Source organism: Flavobacterium sp. (assembly GCF_044349645.1).
In the GTDB taxonomy this organism is placed as follows: domain Bacteria; phylum Bacteroidota; class Bacteroidia; order Flavobacteriales; family Flavobacteriaceae; genus Flavobacterium.
Genome location: NZ_JBIKQP010000040.1, coordinates 1 through 16326, shown reverse-complemented (window position 1 = coordinate 16326; position 16326 = coordinate 1). Strand labels below are relative to the sequence as shown.

The 16326-nt window shown below is 32.1% G+C and carries 15 protein-coding genes and 1 pseudogene; 1 reads left to right on the top strand and 15 read right to left on the bottom strand.

Translation table 11 applies throughout. The features are described from left to right. Positions 1-553: 553 nt before the first annotated feature. The 7 genes from wecB to AC9UFV_RS08165 all read right to left on the bottom strand — a co-directional run bounded on the left by wecB (position 554) and on the right by AC9UFV_RS08165 (position 6905). Positions 554-1672 carry a non-hydrolyzing UDP-N-acetylglucosamine 2-epimerase gene (gene wecB / locus AC9UFV_RS08195; RefSeq protein WP_509574726.1) on the bottom strand — a complete coding sequence of 373 codons (1119 nt, stop codon included), beginning with the start codon at positions 1670-1672 and terminating at the stop codon, positions 554-556. Between the two features lie 14 nt (positions 1673-1686). Then, positions 1687-2778 (bottom strand): GDP-mannose 4,6-dehydratase, encoded by a 1092-nt coding sequence (gene gmd / locus AC9UFV_RS08190; RefSeq protein WP_509574724.1) that lies wholly within the window; start codon positions 2776-2778, stop codon positions 1687-1689. Between the two features lie 48 nt (positions 2779-2826). Beyond that, entirely contained in the window at positions 2827-3777 is a 951-nt protein-coding gene (locus AC9UFV_RS08185) for a GDP-L-fucose synthase family protein (protein ID WP_509574722.1), read from the bottom strand. Between the two features lie 33 nt (positions 3778-3810). Next, positions 3811-5073, bottom strand: a complete 1263-nt coding sequence (locus tag AC9UFV_RS08180; protein ID WP_509574721.1) for a nucleotide sugar dehydrogenase — start codon at positions 5071-5073, stop codon at positions 3811-3813. A 131-nt stretch (positions 5074-5204) separates the two neighbouring features. After that, on the bottom strand, positions 5205-5669 hold the full coding sequence (locus tag AC9UFV_RS08175) for a UpxY family transcription antiterminator (RefSeq protein WP_509574719.1): 465 nt from the start codon (positions 5667-5669) through the stop codon (positions 5205-5207). Continuing rightward, a complete protein-coding gene (locus AC9UFV_RS08170; RefSeq protein WP_509574717.1) occupies positions 5669-6202 on the bottom strand; it encodes an ArsR family transcriptional regulator in 534 nt (177 codons plus the stop codon). The genes AC9UFV_RS08175 and AC9UFV_RS08170 overlap by 1 nt, the downstream gene beginning before the upstream one ends. 130 nt (positions 6203-6332) lie before the next feature. After that, a complete protein-coding gene (locus AC9UFV_RS08165) occupies positions 6333-6905 on the bottom strand; it encodes a hypothetical protein (protein ID WP_509574715.1) in 573 nt (190 codons plus the stop codon). Between the two features lie 99 nt (positions 6906-7004). On the opposite strand from AC9UFV_RS08165, the gene AC9UFV_RS08160 reads away from it, so the two are divergent. Then, complete coding sequence (locus AC9UFV_RS08160) at positions 7005-8507, top strand: sodium:solute symporter (protein ID WP_509574713.1); 1503 nt, start codon at positions 7005-7007, stop codon at positions 8505-8507. A 91-nt stretch (positions 8508-8598) separates the two neighbouring features. On the opposite strand, the gene AC9UFV_RS08155 is transcribed toward AC9UFV_RS08160, so the two are convergent. From AC9UFV_RS08155 to AC9UFV_RS08120, 8 genes and pseudogenes are all read right to left on the bottom strand, one after another. After that, positions 8599-8964 (bottom strand): CoA-binding protein, encoded by a 366-nt coding sequence (locus tag AC9UFV_RS08155; protein ID WP_509574711.1) that lies wholly within the window; start codon positions 8962-8964, stop codon positions 8599-8601. A gap of 27 nt (positions 8965-8991) precedes the next feature. Continuing rightward, positions 8992-9933 carry a citrulline utilization hydrolase CtlX gene (ctlX, locus tag AC9UFV_RS08150; RefSeq protein WP_509574709.1) on the bottom strand — a complete coding sequence of 314 codons (942 nt, stop codon included), beginning with the start codon at positions 9931-9933 and terminating at the stop codon, positions 8992-8994. Between the two features lie 26 nt (positions 9934-9959). After that, positions 9960-10874 (bottom strand): dimethylarginine dimethylaminohydrolase family protein, encoded by a 915-nt coding sequence (locus tag AC9UFV_RS08145; protein WP_509574707.1) that lies wholly within the window; start codon positions 10872-10874, stop codon positions 9960-9962. An 83-nt stretch (positions 10875-10957) separates the two neighbouring features. Further along, positions 10958-12241: a citrate synthase gene (locus AC9UFV_RS08140; RefSeq protein ID WP_509574705.1), complete on the bottom strand. Its 1284-nt coding sequence runs from the start codon at positions 12239-12241 to the stop codon at positions 10958-10960. Between the two features lie 207 nt (positions 12242-12448). Then, positions 12449-13741, bottom strand: coding sequence for a phosphopyruvate hydratase (gene eno, locus AC9UFV_RS08135; RefSeq protein WP_509574703.1), 1293 nt, complete (start codon positions 13739-13741; stop codon positions 12449-12451). 105 nt (positions 13742-13846) lie between these two features. Further along, complete coding sequence (carA, locus tag AC9UFV_RS08130) at positions 13847-14956, bottom strand: glutamine-hydrolyzing carbamoyl-phosphate synthase small subunit (protein WP_509574701.1); 1110 nt, start codon at positions 14954-14956, stop codon at positions 13847-13849. Between the two features lie 382 nt (positions 14957-15338). Beyond that, a pseudogene (rplQ, locus tag AC9UFV_RS08125) lies at positions 15339-15821 on the bottom strand (50S ribosomal protein L17); the annotation flags it as partial. A 37-nt stretch (positions 15822-15858) separates the two neighbouring features. Then, a partial coding sequence (locus AC9UFV_RS08120) for a DNA-directed RNA polymerase subunit alpha C-terminal domain-containing protein (RefSeq protein ID WP_509574699.1) occupies positions 15859-16326 on the bottom strand: 468 nt, incomplete at its 5' end.

Genomic DNA, 16326 nt, shown 5'->3' with positions numbered 1-16326 from the left:
TAATTTAGATATCATCTGAGTCATAGATCTTGAAAGTCCTAAGTCAAAAATACCAGAGTAACCAAAAAACAACCAACAAATAGAGATAAATCCGACTACTTCAACCCCAAAATACTTTAGAGAAAATGGCACCGATAAAAACCCTACTAATAGAGGTAAAATATTGCCAATAAATATATATACGAATTTATCATACCTAAGTAAATTAATTTTAAATAATTTTATCAAAATTTACTGTTTAATTTTTTTGTGATTTATTATCATAGAAATAATTTAAAATTTAACTTGGATATCATTTATCTGAATCTTATATGATTAAATTGTATTTATACAATTATCAAATTCTACATAAAAAATATATCTTAATTAAATTATAATTAGATATAAATAGCAAGCATTAAAAATGATTTAATGGCGTTAAAATTGTTAAATAAAAAATTTAACAGTAATCGGGCATACGGTGAAAGCGTAAGTTAATGTAATTGAAGAGGGGATATAATTTTTATATCAATTATATTACAATTACAAATAGGCTCTAAAAAACCTATTTTACTTACTTGGATTTGATAAATTCTACTATTTTTTGGCAAGCATCACCTGTTCCATAGGGATTATGGAGTGAGCTCATGGCGTAGTATTTATCATTATTGTTTAACAAGTTAGTACACTCAGAAATGATTTTTTCTTTATCGGTACCAACCAATATTACAGTGCCTGCAGCGACTGCTTCTGGGCGTTCTGTGGTTTCTCTCATTACCAAAACTGGTTTTCCTAAACTTGGGGCTTCTTCTTGAATGCCACCCGAGTCGGTAATGATTAAATACGATTTATTCATTAACCAAACAAAAGCTGGATAAGCTAAAGGTTCGATTAGTTTAATATTATCAATGTTTGAAAGTAAATCATAAACCGGTTTCTTTACATTTGGATTTAAATGTACTGGGTAAATAATTTGAACTTCAGGGTTGGATTGTGCTATTTCTTTTAAAGCTTCACAAATTGAAATGAAGCCTAGACCATGATTTTCTCTACGATGTCCTGTTACCAATATTATTTTTTTGGAAAAATCGACAATCGATTTAATTTTTTCAATTTCATGGTTTTTACTATTCTCAACTAAAACAGAACTTTCAAATAAGGCATCAATTACGGTATTTCCAGTTACCAAAATAGATTTTTCTGATATATTCTCACACAATAAATTTTGCTTTGCTTGCTCTGTTGGTGCAAAATGATAATCGGCAATTCTTCCTGCAACTTGTCTATTTATTTCTTCTGGAAAAGGTGATAATTTGTTATTTGTTCTTAGTCCAGCTTCTACGTGGCAAACTTTTGCACCGGAGTAAAATGCTGCAATACTTGATGCCATTGTGGTAGTTGTATCGCCATGAACATAAACATAATCAGGTTGAAATTCCTCTAATATTGGTTTTAAACCTACTATAATATCTGATGTAAGTGAATATAAATTATGATTTGGTTTCATTAAATCCAAATCGTAATTAGGTATAATTTGGAAAAAATCTAATACTTGATCCAACATTTCTCGATGCTGTGCAGTTACACATACACGAGTCTCAAATTGGTCTTTTTCATTTTGAAATGCACGAACTAATGGAGCCATTTTTATAGCTTCAGGTCGGGTTCCAAAAATAATTAGATTCTTAATCATTTATTTTCTGGATATTATCTTTTTAATAATTCCAAGTCGCTCGCAACCATTTCTTTTACCAATCCTGCCAAGTCATATTGTGGCACCCAACCCAATTGAGTTTTAGATTTCGTAGGATCACCAATTAACAAATCAACTTCTGTTGGTCGGTAATATTGAGGATCTACACGTACTACCACTTTTCCAATTTCTAATTGATATTCTGGGTTGTTACATGCTTTTATTTTTGCAATTTCATTTTCATTTTCTCCTTCAAATGACAATTCTATTCCTACTTCTGCAAATGCAAAACGTACAAAATCTCTTATGTAAGTCGTTACACCTGTAGCAATTACATAATCTTCCGCAACATCTTGTTGTAGTATTCGCCACATTGCCTCCACATAATCTTTGGCGTGACCCCAATCTCTTTGAGAATTTAAATTACCTAAATACAAGCAATCTTGTTTTCCTAAAGCAATAGCTGCGGTTGCCATTGTAATTTTTCTAGTTACAAATGTTTCTCCTCTTCTAGGTGACTCATGGTTGAACAAAATTCCATTACAAGCAAAAATATCATAAGCTTCACGGTAGTTTTTAGTTATCCAAAAACCATATATTTTCGCTACTCCATAAGGCGAGCGTGGATAAAATGGTGAATTTTCATCATAAAATCCTTTTGCATTTTTATTTTCTTCTAAACCTCCATATAATTCTGATGTAGAAGCTTGATAAATTCTAGTTTTCTTTTCTAAACCTAAAATTCTTACGGCTTCTAAAATTCTCAAAGTCCCCAATCCATCTACGTTAGCTACATACTCAGGCGAATCAAATGATACCTTAACATGGGACATTGCACCCAAGTTATAAATTTCATCCGGTTGAATTTCTTGAATAATTCGAATTAGATTAGTTGCATCGGTAAGATCTCCATAGTGCAATTTAAAATGCACATTATTTTCATGCTGGTCTCTGTATAAATGATCAATTCTTTGCGTATTAAATGAAGATGCTCTTCTTTTAATACCGTGAACCATGTATCCTTTTTCTAATAATAATTCAGCTAAATAGGAACCATCTTGTCCTGTTACACCTGTAATTAATGCAGTTTTCTGTTTAGTACTCATATAAACTATTTTATACTATTATTATTTTTTATTGATAGAAGTAAACTTCTACATTTTTAATTCTTTATAATCATTTATGTTTTCTAAAAACCAATCGTATGTTTTTTGAATTCCATCTTCTAAATTAATTTGGTGTTTCCAGCCTAAAGCATGCATTTTAGAAACATCTAATAACTTTCTTGGGGTTCCATCAGGTTTAGATTCATCCCAAATTATTTCACCATTGTGACCTACAATTTTTTGAATTAATAGAGCCAAATCTTTAATTGTTAAATCTTCACCTGTACCAATATTATATAAATAGTCTGGTAAATTATTTTCTAATGCAAATACCACAGCAGCAGCCATATCATCTACAAATAGAAATTCTCTCAATGGAGTTCCGCTCCCCCAAAGGGTTACAGGAGCATTGTTGTTATACTTTCCTTCATGGAATTTTCTAATTAATGCAGGCAATACATGAGAACTATTCAAATCAAAATTATCATGTGTCCCGTATAAATTTGTTGGCATCAAACTCACATAATCTCTTCCAAACTGATTTCTAATTGCTTGACATGATTTTACACCTGTGATTTTTGCTAAAGCGTACCATTCATTTGTAGTTTCAAGCGAACCCGTTAATAAATATTCTTCTTTTAGAGGTTGTGGAGCTAATTTCGGATAGATACAAGAACTTCCCAAGAAAATAAACTTATTAATTCCTAATTCAAATGCAGTGCTAATTAAATTGTTCTGAATTTGCATGTTTTCCATTAAAAATTGGTATGGAAAATCATTATTTGCTAAAATCCCTCCTACTTTTGCAGCAGCGTCAATAATTATCTCTGGTTTTTCGAATGTGATAAAATTCCTTACAGCCTCTTGGTTTCGAAGATCTAAATCTTTACTTGAAGCGCCAATTAAATTGGTATATCCTTTATTGGATAATACTCTCCAAATTGCCGATCCAACCATTCCTTTATGGCCTGCTATATATATTTTGGAATTTAAATTCATTTATTAAAAAACGTTTTTAATTATATTTCTTACTTACAACCGAGCGTCAACAATGTCTCTATCTAATGCCGCTTTACTGTCAAAAATGATTGTATGAGAACCATTTTTGTAATCATTAATTTTCATTTCAAGAAACTCTTTATGAGCTACCGTTAAAATTATTGCATCATATTTTGATGGTGATTGTTGAAGTTCAATGTTGTATTCTTTTTTGACTTGATTTGCATCTGCATGAGGGTCAAAAACATCAACTTCTAATCCAAATTGAATTAATTCATTATAAATATCAACCACTTTTGAATTACGAATATCTGGGCAATTTTCTTTGAAAGTAACTCCTAATAACAGTGCTTTTGCACCTTTAATATTAGTTCCTTTTTGAATCATCATTTTAACCACTTTTCCTGCGATGAACATTCCCATATTATCATTTACTCTTCTTCCTGAAAGAATTACTTGAGGGTGATAACCTAAACTTTCAGCTTTGTGAGCTAAATAATAAGGGTCAACCCCAATGCAATGTCCACCTACTAAACCCGGTTTGTATTTTAAGAAATTCCATTTGGTTCCTGCAGCATCCAAAACGTCGTTGGTATCAATTCCTATTCTATCAAAAATTAATGCCAATTCATTGACAAATGAAATATTTACATCTCGTTGAGCATTTTCAATGGCTTTACTTGCTTCTGCTACTTTAATACTTGGAGCTTTATAAGTACCCGCTGTAATTATTGAGGCGTATAAGTCATCAACAAAAGTAGCAACATCTGGAGTGGATCCTGAAGTAACTTTCTTTATTGTGGTTAGCGTATTCACTTTATCTCCTGGATTTATTCTTTCTGGACTATACCCACAATAAAAGTCTTCATTGAATTTAAGTCCGCTATATTTTTCTAAAACCGGTACACAATCTTCCTCTGTACAACCAGGATAAACGGTACTTTCATAAATTACAATTGCTCCTTTTTTCATTACTTTTCCAATCATTTCTGATGCTTTTAGTAATGGTGCTAAATCGGGTGCCTTAAATTGGTTTATAGGAGTTGGAACTGTTACAATGAATAGGTCACATAACTTTAAATCGTCAATATTACTGGAGAATTTAAGTTGAGTTGCTCCTTTAATTTTATCTGCATCAGATTCTAATGTTTTATCAATTCCGCTTGCTAATTCAGCTACTCGATTCGTATTAATATCAAATCCAATTGTATTGTATTTTGATCCAAAAGCAACAGCAAGTGGAAGTCCTACATATCCTAATCCGATGATAGCAATATTATTATTTGAAAAGTGCATATTTAATTAATATCTGAAAAGGCAATAAAATTAACATTTTTAATCTTAATTTCTACATTTTATTTTACCGCTTCGCGTGGTCAGTCACATAAAATGACTAACTACGCTAAAAATTTATAAACAGTTTACTATTATTTTTCTTTTGTAATAGTAATTAAAAAACCTAATTCTTTTAGAACTAAGCGGATTTTATTTTTTTCAACTTGGGATACAACTCCTTCTTTTCCTATAAAAGGACCTTTAGAAATTGTCAATACATCGCCAGCTTTTATTCCTTCAACTTCAACAGAGCTTATTATTTCGTTTAAATTTTCCTTAAGAGCTAGGATTTCGTGTTCTTTAATTATTGCAGGTTTCCCTAGCCAAAACAAATATCTCACAACCCCAGGAACTTCGAAAACTAAATTTCTGTCTTTTTCATTTATATTTACGAAAACATAAGAATTAATAAGTGGCGTTTGTACTTTCTTTTTTCTATCAGACCATTGCTTAACCTGAGTAATCATTGGGCAATAGGCTTCAATCCCCATTTTCTCCAAACTAAAAGTTACCTTTTTTTCGTTCTTAGGTCGAGTATAAATTGCAAACCAAGACATTATTGATCTATCTGAATATTACTCGAACTTTCCGAATCATAAATTGTCAACCCTTTACCATCGTATTTTTGAGTAATAAAAAATTGAACTTTTCGCTTGATTTCTTTCTCTATTTTACCTGATAGATTTTCGATATATTCAGTGTTTAATTCATCACCAATAACAATAACTTCAATTGTTCCACTGTCAATTCCATTTGCATAATCGCCTATAACTATTACTTTTTTCACCTCTCCCATTCTATCCAAAATAATTTCTACAATTGAATCCAATCCAATATGTTGAAAAATTATATTTTTTAGTGTTTTATATAGAGGATGTTTTGTATTTGCTTTGTAAGAAATTCTATTTTGAACTGCTTCTTTATTTAAATAACCTGCTTCTTCAAGATTGTTTAACTCTTTACGAATTGCATTTGTAGATTCGTGCATTTCTTCTGCTAAACCACGCAAATGCCCGTTATTAGCCGCGTTTATAAAAAACTTGACCAATATTCTAAGACGTGTTTTAGAAGTAATTAACGTTTCTAACATTTTTGTATTCAATTATGAGTAACAAAAGTACTCATTAAATTTATAATTTACAAAACAATTTAAAAAATTTATTTATAAATAAAAAAAACCGCCTTTTTAGGCGGTTTTCAATAAAATGTATGAGCTTTTATTAGAATTTAAATACTAATTCAGCACTGTGTTGAATGTGGTTGTTCAATAGTGTGTTTTGAACGAATCCATATTTTCCTAAAGATTGAACTCTTAAACCAAAATTTGGTTTGAACCAAAGGTTAAATCCTAATCCAATATTAGAACTTTGGTTAGCATTGTCATCCACTTTATTCAATCCAAAACCAGCAACTAAATAAGGATCAAATGAAGTGCTTTTAATAAACTCTTTACCAAAATAGAATTTTCCGTTTAAGTCAAATCCTAAGTAATTTTGACTTTCAGCAATAGTTCCTCCGTTATGGATTTTATTTGAAGAAAGTTGGTTTATTCCAAAAGATCCTTCTATTGAAAATTGATCACTCATTATTCTTTCAACACTAATTCTTGAAACAGTTGGCAAATAATTCCATTGTTCAGATGGGTTGAAGTAATTACCAGTTTTTGAAGCGGAATTATCAATAATGTTAGCACCAAATCCGATAATCCACTGTGGTTTTGCATTGTTTGTGTCTTCTTGAGCAACAACAGCAAAAGTTGAAAATAATAAAAATAATACAACTAGGTTTTTCATGTCTTTTTAGTTTAAATTTTCAACAAATATATTATTTATTTCTTAAGTAGTATTATAATTGCAAGAAAATTAAGTTATTTGTAAATAAAAATATTTGATATGACTCCTATTGCAATTGTACTTCTTATGACGGTGTATTTTGGAATTTTGTTTCTAATTTCCCATTTTGTAAGTAAAAATAATACTGGAAATGAGGCTTTCTTTAAGGCAAATAAGAATTCTAAATGGTATTTAGTTGCTTTTGGGATGATTGGCACCGCACTTTCAGGAGTTACTTTTATTTCAGTTCCCGGTGAAGTAGGAAATCCCGAAACGCAATTTAAGTACTTCCAGTTTGTATTAGGAAATGCCATTGGCTTTATTATCATTGCAAAGGTGTTGCTTCCATTGTATTATAGAATGAATTTGACTTCTATATATGGCTATTTTGAGCAGCGTTTGGGGAAAATAAGCTATAAAACTGCTGCTTCAATATTTTTAATAAGTAGAACAATTGGGTCTGCATTTAGATTGTATTTGGTTGTAATTGTTCTACAACGTTATGTTTTCAATTTTTACAAAATTCCATTTGCCATTACGGTATTGATTTCTTTGCTTTTAATATTTGCCTATACCTATAAAGGTGGTTTAAAAACCATTATAATCACCGATACTTTACAAACAGTTTTCTTGGTTTCTTCTGTTTTTTTAACGATTTACTTTATTTGTAGAAGTTTAAATTTAAATATTTCTGAGGCTTTTGAAGCAGTATATAATAGTAATTATTCAAAGGTATTTTTCTATGAAGATTACATGAAAGGAAGTTATTTTCTCAAACAGATATTAGGCGGAATATTCGTAACTATTGCCATGGTTGGATTAGATCAGGATTTAATGCAGAAGAATTTGAGTTGCAATAATATTAAAGAAGCTCAGAAAAACATGTTTACGTTTACTGGTATTTTTGTTTTAATCAATATTTTCTTTTTGAGCGTGGGCGCTTTACTGTATATCTATGCTACCAAAAACGGTATTGAAGTTCCAACCGATTTAATTACTGGAAAACCTAGAACTGATTTACTTTTTCCAGAAATTGCTTTTCATCATTTAGCGTTAATTCCAGCAATTGTATTTTTATTGGGATTGACAGCTGCCACATTTGCAACCACAGATTCTGCTTTAACTGCATTAACTACTTCTTTTTGCGTTGATTTCTTAGGAATGGATAAAGCTGAAAATGCTGCTAAAGCAAATATGGTAAGAACAAGACATTTTGTACATATTGGTTTTTCAACGCTGATGTTTTTGGTGATTTTGCTATTTAATGCAATAAATGACGCATCAGTTGTAAGTATGATATTTAAAATTGCATCTTACACTTATGGTCCTTTATTAGGATTGTTTTGTTTTGGAATGTTTATGAAAACTAAAACGGTTCATGATAAATTAGTTCCTATCATTTGTGTTATTTCACCGGCAATATGTTTCTTAATTAGTTATAATTCTGCGGCTTTATTCGGTGACTATGTAATTGATAACGAGTTGATTATTCTAAATGGCTTGATTACTTTCATAGGATTGTTGATGATTAGCAAACCAGCAACATCACAAACGGAGTTTTAATTCTTAGCCCCGATGGCAGAGGAAATCCTTTGCTTTTTTTCTTAAAAAAGCAAAGATTGAAACGTACAGCGGGAAATAGCTTCAAATAAAGCTAATATTGATTGGTTGTTAAAAGCACCAATGTACACGCCACTTCCACTTTTATATTGTTCAATTTTAGTAGTTGGTAGAACTCAGGATTTTCAGTTCCGGGGTTAAAAATCACTCGTTTTGGTTTTGCTTCTACGATATAATTGTAGTAATCTCTTTGTCGAGCAGGATTTAGATACAATGAAACGGTATTTATTTGGGACAACGGAATGGCTTTGGTATAAATTTTTATTCCGGCAACTTCACCTGTATTTTGACCAATTGCAAGCACAGAATGTCCATTGTCTACTAACATAGTGATCGCTTTAAACGAGTATCTATCTGGCTTTGTGGATGCACCAAGTACGAGAGTTTTTTTATTTTTCATGTTGCAAAAATACGTATTTAATGGGGTTTAAATTTCTTCTTTTGGTAAGAATATTTCCGCCATCATACAACGGGCACTTCCACCACCACAGGCTTCAATTGTGTCAAGGCTTGAGCTTATAATAGTTACATGTTCTTCTAGTTGAGCAATTTGTTTTTTGGTTAGACTTTTATAGGCTGCAGCACTCATTACTAAATACCTTCTATCGTTAGCGCCTTTAACTTCAAGCATATTTCCAGCAAAATTATTCACTTGGTCTTCAGTTATGTAAATCACTTCTTTATCATCGCCTTTTAAACTATCGATCACCATTTTGCGTTCCTTTTTATCGTCTATTGAATCGGCACAAATTACGGCATAGGTTTCCCCAATGCACATCATAACATTGGTATGATAAATTAGTTTTCGTTCTCCATTTACGGTTTGAAACGCCTCGAAAATAATAGGATTTAAGTCGAAATCTTCACAAAATTCAATAAATAATTCTTCATCGGCTCTTGGTGATAAAGCACAATATGCCTTTCCATTTTCACGATCAAGCAGAATACTTCCTGTGCCTTCTAGAAAAAAATCATCTTCTTCGGCTGAAGTATAATCCATGATATTGTCAATTACAAAACCTTTTTCTTCAAGAATATCCAAAATATCTTCACGGCGCTCTAAACGTCTATTTTCAGCAAACATTGGAAACAAAGCGATGTCTCCATTTTCATGAAAGGAAATCCAGTTGTTTGGAAAAATACTATCGGGTGTGTCCGGATCTAATGTGTCTTCTACCACAATAACATCAACGCCAACAGCTTTTAACTTTGCTACAAAAGTATCAAATTCTTGCTGGGCTTTAGCGTTAACCGTTGCAGGCATTAACCCATCAATTACTTTTTGGTAGTAATTATTTACTGCCGTTTGCTCATTCATTCGAAAAGCTACTGGGCGAATCATTAATATGGAGTTGGTAGTTTGATTCATGGTTTTTATGTCTATTATCTAATTTCTCAATCTCTAATCAGTGGCAAAGTAGAACACCTTAAAAGCCCTTCTTGTTTTGCAATTTCTGCATAGGGAATTTCTTCAACTGTGAATCCTTTTTCTCTAAGCCAAGTGTTTAATCTATCGAATTTTTGTTCTGAAATTACTACGTTTGGAGCTATTGAAAAGACATTAGAATTCATATGGTACATTTCATTTCTATTGATATGAAATAGATTTTCTTTGCCAAATAATTTCACTAAATATAGGTAATCGGATTCTTCACGAAAACCTTGTTTGTATATAATTCCTTTGTCATTTCCAACAGGCTGAAAGCAGCAATCTAAGTGAAGTGCATTGTCGCGAGCTTCAATTTTAGATTTAACTAAATCAAATTCTTTTACAATTTTATTTGGAAATAAATTTCTAATAAATTCTACTCCTTGCCAATTGGTTCTTGCAGTGATGTAATCTTTATAGTCGCTTCCTTTGTAGGTTCCAATAAAAATGTAGTTGTTCCAAAGCATTACATCTCCACCTTCAATATGGACTTCTTCGGGTGGGCGAATCACTTTAAAGGGATCAATTTGATCGGTAATATATTTGATTGCGTCCAATTCCCTTTCTCTGTCGGGTAAAATATTAGCTTTTATAAAAATATCATCAATTACAAATCCTATATCTCGAGTGAAAATTTGATTGTAGCTTTCGATCATTTCAGGACGATAAACCGTTACATCATATTTTTTCAACACTTCGTTAAACGCTTCCATTTCATTAACCATATCGGCTTCAATAGGATAGGTTCCTGCAATAATATGCTCTAAAGATTTTGGATCGTAGGCTTCTTCTTTTGTAGGTGTTGGCCCATTATTTAATGCCGATCCTAAAACTACTGCTCTTAATCTTGATGTTTCGTTTTTTACATTTAGCTTTAACATAGATTTTCTTAGAATTGACTCTTTACAAATATAAAAAAAAGCTTCACAATTTGTGAAGCTTTCTTAATTATTAATCAAAAAATCTATCTTTTCTCAATAGATTTAAAATCTCTTAAAGGATGACCAATATAAACTTGTCTCGGACGACCAATAGGTTCTTTATTTTCACGCATTTCTTTCCATTGTGCAATCCAACCTGGTAATCTTCCAATTGCGAATAGTACGGTGAACATATCCGTTGGAATTCCTAATGCTCTGTAAATAATTCCTGAATAGAAATCTACGTTTGGATATAATTTTCTAGAAACAAAATACTCATCAACTAAAGCTGCTTCTTCTAATCTTTTTGCGATATCTAAAATTGGATCATTAACTCCTAAAGTTGCTAAAACTTCGTCTGCAGCTTTTTTAATGATTTTTGCTCTTGGATCAAAATTCTTGTAAACACGGTGTCCAAATCCCATTAAACGGAAAGGATCGTCTTTATCTTTGGCTTTAGCCATATATTTATCAGCGTCACCACCATTTTTCTGAATTTCTTCTAACATTTCAAGAACTGCTTGATTTGCTCCACCATGAAGTGGACCCCAAAGTGCAGAAACACCCGCTGAAATTGATGCAAATAAACCAGCATGCGATGAACCTACCATTCTAACAGTAGATGTTGAACAGTTTTGTTCGTGATCAGCATGAAGAATAAATAATTTATTTAACGCGTCGATAACAACTGGGTTTGAAGCGTAAGGTCCTGTTGGGATTTCAAACATTAAGCGCATGAAATTTTCAACATATCCCTGAGTATTATCATAATAATTCAAAGGATAACCCATGCTTTTTCTGTAAGTCCACGTTGCAATAACAAGGAATTTACCCATTGTTTTGCAAACAGCCTCATACATTTCTTTTTCATTTTCAACATTAACCGACTTCGGGTTGAATGCTGTTAATGCACTTGTTAATGAAGATAAAACACCCATTGGATGAGCTGTTTTTGGAAACCCATCGATGATGTTTTTCATTTCTTCGTTAACCAATGTATATTTTCTAATATTGGTTTCAAAGTCTTCTAACTGCTGTTTTGTAGGTAGTTCCCCAAAAATTAATAAGTAAGAAACTTCCAAGAAATTAGCTTTGTCAGCTAATTCTTCAATTGCATAACCTCTGTAACGCAAAATACCTTCTTCCCCATCTAGGAAAGTAATTTCACTTTTACAAGAACCTGAGTTTTTGTAACCTGGATCTAGGGTAATTGCCCCTGATAAATCACGTAATTTATTAACGTCTATGGCTACTTCATTTTCACTTCCTACAATAACAGGAAATTCATATTTTTTACCTTCTAATTCTAATACGGCTATTTTTGACATAATATGTGGGAAAAAATCTATTTATAATATTAAACAAAATTAAGGTATTTAGTATTAATTAAAAAAGAAATACGGTAACGATTTCGTTAAATTAAATATAAAAATTATAAAAATGGCAATCATTTTTTGAAAATCTTAAAAATCAACATAAAAAAAACGTCCAATTAGCAATTAACTAAATGGACGTTTATTATTTAAGAATAAAACTTACTTAATTTTGAATGCTTTTACACCCGGAAAATAAGCTGTATCACCTAATTCTTCTTCAATTCTAAGCAATTGATTGTATTTTGCCATTCTATCACTTCTTGAAGCAGAACCTGTTTTTATTTGTCCGCAGTTTAATGCTACGGCTAAATCAGCGATAGTGTTATCTTCAGTTTCTCCTGAACGGTGTGACATTACTGAGGTATAACCAGCATTTTTTGCCATATTAACCGCTGCAATAGTTTCAGTTAAAGTTCCAATTTGGTTTACTTTTACTAAAATTGAATTGGCAATTCCTTTTTCAATTCCTGTTGAAAGACGCTCTACGTTAGTAACAAATAAATCGTCACCAACTAATTGCGTTTTTTGTCCAATTTTATCTGTTAGGTATTTCCAACCGTCCCAGTCATTTTCGTCCATTCCGTCTTCAATAGAAATAATTGGATATTTAGATGCTAATTCAGCTAAATAATCTGCTTGTTCTTCAGAAGTTCTAATTTTTCCTGTTTCCCCTTCAAATTTTGTGTAATCGTATTTTCCGTTTACATAGAATTCAGAAGCAGCACAATCTAGGGCAATCATAATTTCGTCTCCGAAAGAGTAACCAGCAGCTTCAACCGCTTTTTTAATTGTATCTAATGCGTCTTCGGTTCCACCAGCTAAGTTTGGAGCAAATCCACCTTCATCACCAACAGCTGTGCTTAAACCTCTGTCGTGTAATACTTTTTTAAGATGATGGAAAATTTCAGTTCCCATTTGCATTGATTGGGTGAATGAAGTTGCTTTAACTGGGAAAATCATAAACTCTTGGAATGCAATTGGTGCATCAGAGTGAGAACCTCCATTGATTATATTCATCATTGGAACTGGCAATGTATTTGCAGAAACTCCACCAATATATCTGTATAATGGTAATCCTAATTCATTAGCTGCAGCTTTGGCCGTAGCCAATGAAACTCCTAAAATTGCGTTAGCACCCAAATTTGATTTATTTGGAGTTCCGTCTAAATCGATCATCATTTGATCAATTAAATTTTGTTCGAAAACGGAAGTACCTAATAATTCTTCTGCAATTTTTGTATTTACATTCTCGACTGCTTTTAAAACTCCTTTTCCAAGGAATGCTTTACCACCATCACGTAATTCCGCTGCTTCATATTTTCCAGTTGATGCTCCAGAAGGGACTGCTGCTCTTCCTAAAACTCCATTTTCAGTTACTACATCTACTTCAATAGTAGGATTTCCTCTTGAATCGAAAATTTGTCTTGCGTGAATTTTGATAATTATGCTCATCTTAAATTTATTTTATTAATATCTGTTTTCTAAATTATTATGCAAATATATTACAACTATTGTAATGTTTATTTGAAACTAATTAATGTTATTAACTCAAACGATTTAGTTATTCGAAAGTTTGATATTATCGATAAATTGATCAAATAAATAGGATGCATCGTGAGGTCCTGGACTTGCTTCTGGATGGTATTGTACTGAAAAACAGCTTTTAGAAATCATTTTCATACCAGCTACTGTTCCATCATTTAAATGCAAATGAGTAATTTCAAAGTCGGGATGATTTTCTAATTCCTCTTTATTCACAGCAAAACCATGATTTTGAGATGTAATTTCACCTTTATTTGTAATCATATTTTTTACTGGGTGATTGATTCCTCGGTGACCATTAAACATTTTGTAGGTAGAAATTCCATTTGCCAAAGCGATCATTTGATGTCCCAAACAAATTCCGAAAACAGGAGTATCGGTTTTAAGAATTTGACGTGTCACTTCCTGAACTTCTTTAAGCGGATCTGGATCTCCAGGTCCGTTTGAAAGGAAGTAACCATCAGGATTGAATGCTTTTAAATCTTCAAAAGAGGTGTTATATGGAAATACTTTTATGTAGCAATCTCTAGCTTCAAGACATCTTAGGATGTTGGTTTTTATACCTAAATCTAACGCTGCAATTTTATAGGTTGCATTTTCATTACCAAAAAAGTAAGGTGTTTTAGTGGATACTTTAGAAGCCAATTCAAGACCTTTCATGTTGGGAACCAATGCTAATTTTGCCTTTAGCTCCTCGATTGGAGTTCCATCGGTACAAATTACAGAGTTCATCGCTCCATTATCTCGTATATAACTTACTAGAGCTCTGGTATCAACATCAGATATTGCAACTAGATTTACTTTTTCAAAATAGTCGTAAAGACTTTCTGATGCGTCTGGTCTAGAATAATTGAAACTAAAATTCTTGCATACTAATCCTGCTATTTTTATTCCGTCAGAATCGACTTCGTTTTTATGAACACCATAATTTCCAATGTGTGGATTGGTGGCGACCATAATTTGTCCGAAATATGAAGGATCGGTAAAAATTTCTTGATACCCTGTCATTCCGGTATTAAAACAAACTTCTCCGAATGCAGTCCCTTCTATACCTATTGATTTTCCATAAAAAATAGTTCCGTCACTAAGGAGTAAAATTGCAGGTTTTCTGTTTGAGTATTTCATTTTCTTATTGTTGTGTTGTGGTTACAAATTTAATTCAAAATATGATGTTATAAAAATTAATTTATCGAGAGGCCTAAAATATCTTTTACTCCTGATAGCAATGGAAATCCCTCAAAATTGTTAGGTACGAAGCAATTTTGAGGATTGCAATGGATAGCAGGTATAAGATTTGTTGAAGAAGCCTGACAAAAAAGTTCAAAAAAAAAGGACAAACTAATTAAAGTATGTCCTTTTCTAATAATTAATAATGAAATCATTATTCTTCTGTTTTTTCTTCAGTTTCTGTTTCTGCTGCTGGAGCTTCTGCTTCTGGAGTTTCAACTTCTGTTTCTGCTGCTAGAGCTTCTGCTTCAACTTCTGGAGTTTCAACTTCGGCTACTGGAGCTTCCGCTACTACTTCAGCAACTGGTGCTGGAGCAGCTTCTACAGTATCTTCTGATTTCTTAGCTTTTCCACCTCTACGGCTTTTTGCTTTTTTAACTTCTTTTTTACCACCGTTATAAAGTTCGTTAAAATCTACTAATTCGATCATTGCCATATCGGCATTATCTCCTAAACGATTTCCAACTTTAATGATACGAGTATATCCACCTGGACGATCTCCAACTTTAGCGGCTACATCTCTGAATAAATCAGTTACTGCATATTTGCTACGTAAGTATGAAAAAACGATACGTCTGTTGTGAGTGGTATCTGCTTTTGATTTTGTAATTAAAGGCTCAACGAATTGTTTTAGCGCTTTTGCTTTAGCAACAGTTGTATTAATACGTTTGTGCTCGATTAGAGAACAAGCCATATTTGCCAACATAGATTTTCTATGTGCTGTCTGTCTGCTTAAATGATTGAATTTTTTTCCGTGTCTCATTGTATGTTAAATTTAACCTCGCCGGAGCGGGATTAGATTATTCTTTATCTAATTTGTATTTTGCTAGGTCCATTCCGAAGGTTAAATTCTTAATAGCTACTAGTTCGTCTAGTTCTGTTAAAGATTTTTTACCGAAATTACGGAATTTCATTAGGTCATTTTTGTTGAATGATACCAAGTCACCAAGAGTATCAACTTCAGCTGCTTTTAAACAATTTAATGCTCTTACAGATAAATCCATATCAACAAGCTTCGTTTTAAGTAATTGTCTCATATGTAATGATTCTTCGTCATAAGAATCAGTTTGAGCAATTTCATCGGCTTCAAGTGTTATTCTTTCGTCAGAAAACAACATGAAGTGGTGAATTAAAACTTTTGCAGCTTCAGTTAAGGCATCTTTAGGATTAATAGATCCGTCAGTTTTAATTTCAAAAACTAATTTTTCATAATCTGTTTTTTGCTCTACACGGAAGTTTTCAATTGCATACTTCACATTTTTTACTGG